Consider the following 6,665-nt stretch of genomic DNA (forward strand, 5'->3'; position numbering starts at 1 on the left):
GGACGGCATCCCCACCCCCACCGAACTCCGCGTCTTCGCAGGCCGGCAGCTGCCCGACCACATGATCCCCGCGTCCTTCACGGAGCTCGCGGAACTGCCGCTCACCACCAACGGAAAGATCGACCGAGCCGCCCTTCCGGCCCCCGACACCGCCCGCCGGCACCTCACGGGCCACGTCCCGCCATCGAACCCGGCGGAGGAACTGCTGGCCGGGATCTGGACCCAGGTGCTCGGCGTGGACCGCGTCGGCGCCACCGACGACTTCTTCGAACTCGGCGGCCACTCACTGCTGGCCACCCAGGTGGTCTCCCGGGTCCGTGAGGTCCTCGGAGCCGAGATACCCCTCGCCGCCCTGTTCGACCACCCGACGGTGCAGGCCCTCGCCGCCCTGGTCGGGACGGCGGCGACACAGACCCCTGCACCACCGATCGGGGCCGTCGGCCGGGGCGAGCGACTGCCGCTCTCCTTCGCGCAACAGCGGCTGTGGTTCCTCGACCAGATGGAACCCGGATCCGCGGAGTACAACGTCCCCGCCCCGGTGCCGTGGCCCGGCTCCCTCGACGTGGAGGCGCTGGGCTCGGCGCTCAGCGCACTCGTCACACGGCACGAGGTCCTGCGCACCAGGCTGGTCGCGGACTCCGGCGGCGTCCCGCACCAGGTGATCGACCCGTCGGCGCCCTTCCCGCTCTCCGTGGTCGACGTCTCCGGGAACACCGAACCCCACCTCGCCGCGCAGCAACTCATGGTCGCCGACGCCGCCACCCCGTTCGACCTGGCAGGCGACCCCCTGATCCGCGCCACCCTCATCCGGCTCGGGACCGACGAGCACGTGCTGGCGCTGGCCATGCACCACGTCGTCTCCGACGAGTGGTCGGGCCAGATTCTGCGGCGCGAACTCTCGGCGCTGTACGAGGCGTTCCGCGACGGCGGACCGGACCCGCTGCCGCCCCTACCGGTGCAGTACGCCGACTTCGCGGTCTGGCAACGGCAGTGGCTGGACGGAGACGTCCTCGACCGGCAACTGTCCTACTGGCGCGAGCAACTGGCTGACGCGCCGGTTCTGGACCTGCCCACGGACCGCCCCCGCCCGGCCGTTCGCTCCTCCGTCGGCGCCGTCCGACGGTTCACGGTTCCGCCGCGGACCGCACAAGCACTGCGGGCGTTGTCGCGGGACAGCGGCTCCTCGATGTTCATGACGCTGCTCGCCGCGTTCGACATCCTGCTGGGTCGGTACACGGGGTCCGAGGACATCGTGGTCGGCACACCGGTGGCCAACCGGAACCGGGCCGAGACCGAGAACCTGATCGGGTTCTTCGTCAACACGCTCGTCATGCGGACCGACCTGTCAGGCGACCCCACCTTCACGGAACTCCTCGCCCGGGTAAGGGAGACAGCCCTCGGCGCGTACGCGCACCAGGACCTCCCCTTCGAGCACCTGGTCGACGAACTCGTCACGGAACGGGACCGGTCACGGACACCGCTGTTCCAAGTGCTGTTCAGCTACGCCGCCGAGGACACGGACAGTACGGCCGACACTCCGTCGGCCGACGAGGCCACCACCACACCGGCGGCGCTGCCCGTGAAGTTCGACCTGGCCGTGACACTGAGCGACGCCGGCGAGGCCCTGACGGGAACGATCGAGTACAGCACGGCGCTGTTCGACGCGGGGACCGTGGAGCGGTTGTCGGGTCATCTGGTGCGGCTGCTGGGGGCGGTGGCGGAGGACGCGGGGCAGCGGCGGGTGGGTGAGTTGCCCGTGCTCTCGGCCGACGAGCGTGAGCGGGTGGTGCGGGAGTGGAACGGGGTGCCGGTTCCGCTTCCGTCGGTGGGTGGGGTGCATGAGCTGATCGCGGGGTGGGCTGCCGATACTCCGGATGCGGTGGCTGTGGTGTCCGGTGGTCGGGTCCTGAGCTACGGCGGGCTGCTGGCGCGGGCGAATCGGCTGGCGCATGAGCTGCGGGGCCGGGGCGTTGGGGCCGAGTCTGTGGTGGGTCTGTGTCTGCCGCGTGGTGTCGACATGGTCGTGGCCGTGCTGGGGGTGTGGCTGGCGGGTGGTGCGTATCTGCCGTTGGATCCCGAGTATCCGTTGGAGCGGCTGGAGTTCATGGTGGCGGACAGCGGGGCGCAGGTGGTGCTCCGCGAAGGAGATCTCGCGCAGACGGCTGCCCTGCCGTCGACGGCGCCGGACATCGTCGTAGCACGAGGCCAGTTGGCGTATGTGATCTATACGTCGGGTTCGACGGGTCGTCCGAAGGGTGTGCAGGTCTCGCACGGCAGCGTCGTCGGCATGGTGACGGCGCTCGGTCCCGAGCTCGGCGTCGACCCCGGGGCGCGGGTGTTGCAGTTCGCGTCGTTCAGTTTCGACGCGGCGGTGCTGGATCTGGCGGTGACCCTGGCGCGTGGGGGCACGCTGGTGGTGGCGCAGGCGGAGGAGCGGGGCGAGCCGGAGGCGCTGACCGCCATGATCGGGGCGGAGGGTGTCAGCGCGGCGAGCGTCGTGCCGTCCCTGCTCGGTGTGCTGGACCCGGAGCAGGTGTCCGGTATCGAAACCCTCCTGCTCGGTGCGGAGCGGCTGACCGAGCAGGTGGCGCGGGCGTGGGCGCCGGGCCGGCGGCTGGTGAACACTTATGGGCCGACCGAGGCGACGGTCATGATCACCGCGGGCGTGGTGGACGGCTCTGCGGGTGTGCCGCCCATCGGCGCGCCGGTCGCCAATGCACGGGTCCGTGTACTTGATGCATCCTTGCGCCCCGTGCCCGTCGGTGTGGCGGGTGAGGTGTTCATCGCGGGTCCGCAGGTGGCCCGTGGCTATGCCGGCCGCCCCGCTCTGACTGCCGAACGTTTCCTCCCTGACCCGTTCGCCTCTGACGGCTCGCGCATGTACCGCTCGGGCGACCGTGCCCGCTGGCTGCCCGACGGGCAGTTGGACTTCGTGGGCCGTGCCGATCAGCAGGTCAAGGTCCGCGGCTTCCGTATCGAGCCCGGTGAGATCGAGGCCGTCCTCACCGCGCATCCCCAGGTTCGTACCGCCGTCGTGCTCCCCTTCGGCGCCGAGGACGACCGCCGACTGGTGGCCTACCTGGTCCCCGAGGACGTGACGGCAGGCGTCCCGTCGGTCACGGAACTCCGCACGTACGCGGGCGCTCACCTGCCCGCCTTCATGATCCCGTCCGTGTTCACCGAACTCGCTGCTCTGCCTCTGACTCCGAACGGCAAGCTCGACCGGGCCGCGCTTCCTGCTCCCGATGGTGAACGTGTGGCGTCGGCGGGTGTGTATGTGGCGCCGCGTACCGAGGTCGAGCGGGTGCTGGCCGGGGTGTGGGCGCAGGTGCTCGGGTTGGAGCGGGTGGGTGTCGAGGACAACTTCTTCGATGTAGGCGGCGATTCCATCATCAGCATCCGGGTCGTGGCGCGGGCCCGTGAACTGGGGGTGCACGTCACCGTGGCGCAGCTCTTCGACCACCAGACGGTGGCGGGACTGGCGTCGGTGGCGACGAGGGAAAGCACCGTCGATGCCGAACAGGGCCTGGTCGTGGGGGACTTCCCGCTGACACCCGTACAGCGGGCCTTCCTGGACGGCGGGCAGGCCGACCCGTCCCATTTCAACCAGGCGGTGGTCCTCGACGTCTCCGACGAGGTCGATCCGGAGGTGCTGCGGATCGCCCTGCACGCCCTGGTCGAGCAGCACGACGCGCTGCGCTCCCGGTTCCTGCGCGAGGAGGGCCGGTGGATCGGCCGCGTGGTGGCCGCCGAGCCCGCCGACCTGCTCACGTCGGTCGATGCGGTCGGTGCGAGCACAAAGACCTTGGAGGCGCAGGCCACTGGGGTGCAGGCGAGCCTCGACCTGGGTGCGGGACCGCTGCTGCGTGCGGCGCTCTTCGAGCGTGGTGAGCAGGGCCGGCTGTTGCTTGTCGCCGTCCATCACCTGGTCGTGGACGCGGTGTCCTGGCCGGTTCTGCTGGAGGACCTGGCGTCGGCGTACGAGCAGGCGGCCGGGGGCGACTCGGTCGTCCTGCCGGTCAAGACGACGTCCTTCATGCGGTGGGCGGAGCGCCTGAGGGAGCTGGCCGGTGCCCCGGAGCTGGCTGAGGAGGCCGCGTACTGGCGGCGGACAGAAACAGCCGCCACCGCCCTGCCGCGCGAGCTGAGCGGCGTGAACACGACGGGGCTCGCGGGCCGGGTGGACGTGGTCCTCGGTGCGGAGGACACGGAGCGGTTGCTGCGGGAGGTGCCGCAGGCGTTCCGCACGCAGATCAACGACGTGCTGCTGAGCGCACTCGGCGTAGTGCTCACCGAGTGGTGCGATGCCCCGTCGGTGGTGGTCGATGTCGAGGGTCACGGCCGTGAGGACGTGGGTGCCGATGTCGACGTGTCACGGACCGTGGGCTGGTTCACGAGCGTGTATCCGGTGGCCCTGTCGGGCCCGGCGGACGGTGACCTGGGTGATCTGCTGCGGCGGACGAAGGAGTACCTGCGGGCGGTGCCCCGCAAGGGTCTCGGTTACGGCCTCCTGCGCCACCTGACGGACTGGACACCCGAGCCAGGCCGCCCCGGTGCTGAGGTCAGCTTCAACTACCTCGGCCAATCCGGCGGACGGGCAACAGCCGGCCCCGATCACCTCCCGGACCACGGCGAGTCGAGCCGTGCGTTCAGTCAGTTGCCCGGCGTACTCGGAGAGCTGGAGGCACCTCACCACGAGCGCTCGTACCTCATCGACGTCAACTGCCTGATCACTGACGGCGGTTTGCAGATGGTGTGGACGTACGGGGATGAGGTGCACGAGGAGGCGACGGTACGGGGGTTGGCCGAGCGCTACATCGAGGTCCTGACCGAGCTGATCGCGTACTGCTGCCGTCCGGACGTCGGCGGGCACACCCCGTCGGACTTCCCCCTCGCCCTCCTCGACCAGGCCGCCCTCGACCGCATCGAGCGACAGCTGCCTACCACAGTGGAGGACATCTACCCGCTGACCGCTCTGCAACAGGGCATGCTCTTCCATACCCGGCTGGCCGACGAGGCCGGCATCTACTGGGTCCAGAACGGGCTTCTCTTCGAGGGAGATCTGGACCTCGACGCGTTCAGGCAGGCGTGGGAGCTGGTGTTCTCGCGGCACGAGGTGCTGCGCACCACGGTCGTGTGGGACGGACTCCCCGACCCGTTGGCGGTGGTCTCCCGGTCCGTGCCCCTGCCCCTGCGGATTCTGGACCTCTCGCACCTGCCGGAGGACGAACGGCGCCGGACACTCGACGAATTCCTGGCAGAGGACTGGGCGCGCGGGGCCGACTTCTCCGCGCCGACGCTGGTCCGGCTGACCCTTGTCCGGTTCGCCGACGACCGTCACCAGCTGGTGTGGAGCCTCCATCACCTGCTGCTGGACGGGTGGAGCGTGCCCATCGTCCTCAGCGAGGTGCTGGAGGCATACCACGCCTTCCGGGAAGGCGCCGAGCCACGGCTGGCGACACGGGCGCCGTTCCGGGAGTTCGCCGCCTGGGCGGCCGGCCAGAACCTGGACGAGGCCCGGGCGTACTGGCGCGAGCGTCTGGCGGGCTTCACCGAGGCCACCGCACTGGGCGTGCGGAGCGTCGGGGGCGAGCCCGGTCAGGAGGAGATCCATCTCGCGCTCCCGGACTCGGTGGCGGGGGCCGGTCTGGCGGAGTTCGCCCGTCGCCACCGGCTCACGGTCAACACGGTGGTGCAGGGTGCGTGGGCCCTGGTGCTGTCCCTGTACGCGGGCTCGGACGACGTGGTCTTCGGCGTCACGTCCTCCGGGCGGGGCGGCCAGATCGACGGTATGGACGACATGGTCGGACTCCTCATCAACACCACGCCGGTCCGCGTCCACGTCGACCGGGAACGGACCGTCGTCGACTGGCTGACGGCAGTGCAGGACGAGCAGGTCCGGGCACGTCAGTACGAGCACACACCGCTGGTGGCGATCAGCGAGAGCAGCGAACTCCCGCCCGGACAGCCTCTCTTCGACACGCTCTTCGTCTTCGAGAACTACCCCGTCCGAGAGCTTGAGGAAGGACAGGAGGACTCCGCCCGGAGTGGTCTGCACACCGGCTTCAACCACGTGCGTGAGCAGGGCAGTTACGGCCTCAGCGTCGCCGCGAGCCACGCCCGCGAACTCGCGCTGCGCCTCACGTACGACCGGGCGCGGTTCGATGCCGACACGGTGCGGCGGTTGGGCGGGCATCTGGTCACCGTCCTGGAAGCGGTGGCGGAGGACGCGGGGCAGCGGCGGGTGGGTGAGCTGCCCGTGCTGTCCGCTGATGAGCGTGCGCGGGTGGTGCGGGAGTGGAACGGGGCCTCGGCCGTGCTGCCGTCGGTGGGTGGGGTGCATGAGCTGATCGTCGCCCGTTCGACCGAGACTCCGGACGCGGTGGCCGTGGTGTCCGGTGGGCGGGTACTGACCTACGCCGGGCTGCTCCAGCGGGCCGGTCGGCTGGCGCATCTGCTGCGCGATCGCGGTGTCGGGGCCGAGTCGGTCGTCGGGCTGTGCCTGCCGCGTGGTGTCGACATGGTCGTGGCCGTGCTGGGGGTGTGGCTGGCGGGTGGTGCGTATCTGCCGCTGGATCCCGAGTATCCGTTGGAGCGGCTGGAGTTCATGGTGGCGGACAGCGGGGCGCAGGTGGTGCTCCGCGAAGGAGATCTCGCGCAGACGG

The 6,665-nt window shown here is 70.5% G+C and carries 1 protein-coding gene; it reads left to right on the forward strand.

Going from position 1 to position 6,665, the window contains the following annotated elements; all coding sequences use genetic code 11:
• The coding region (locus AAW13_RS02245; RefSeq protein ID WP_143144970.1) for a non-ribosomal peptide synthetase at positions 1 to 6,665 on the forward strand (6,665 nt) is incomplete at both ends.

It is taken from the genome of Streptomyces humi, from assembly GCF_001005085.2.
Classification (GTDB): Bacteria; Actinomycetota; Actinomycetes; order Streptomycetales; family Streptomycetaceae; genus Streptomyces; species Streptomyces humi.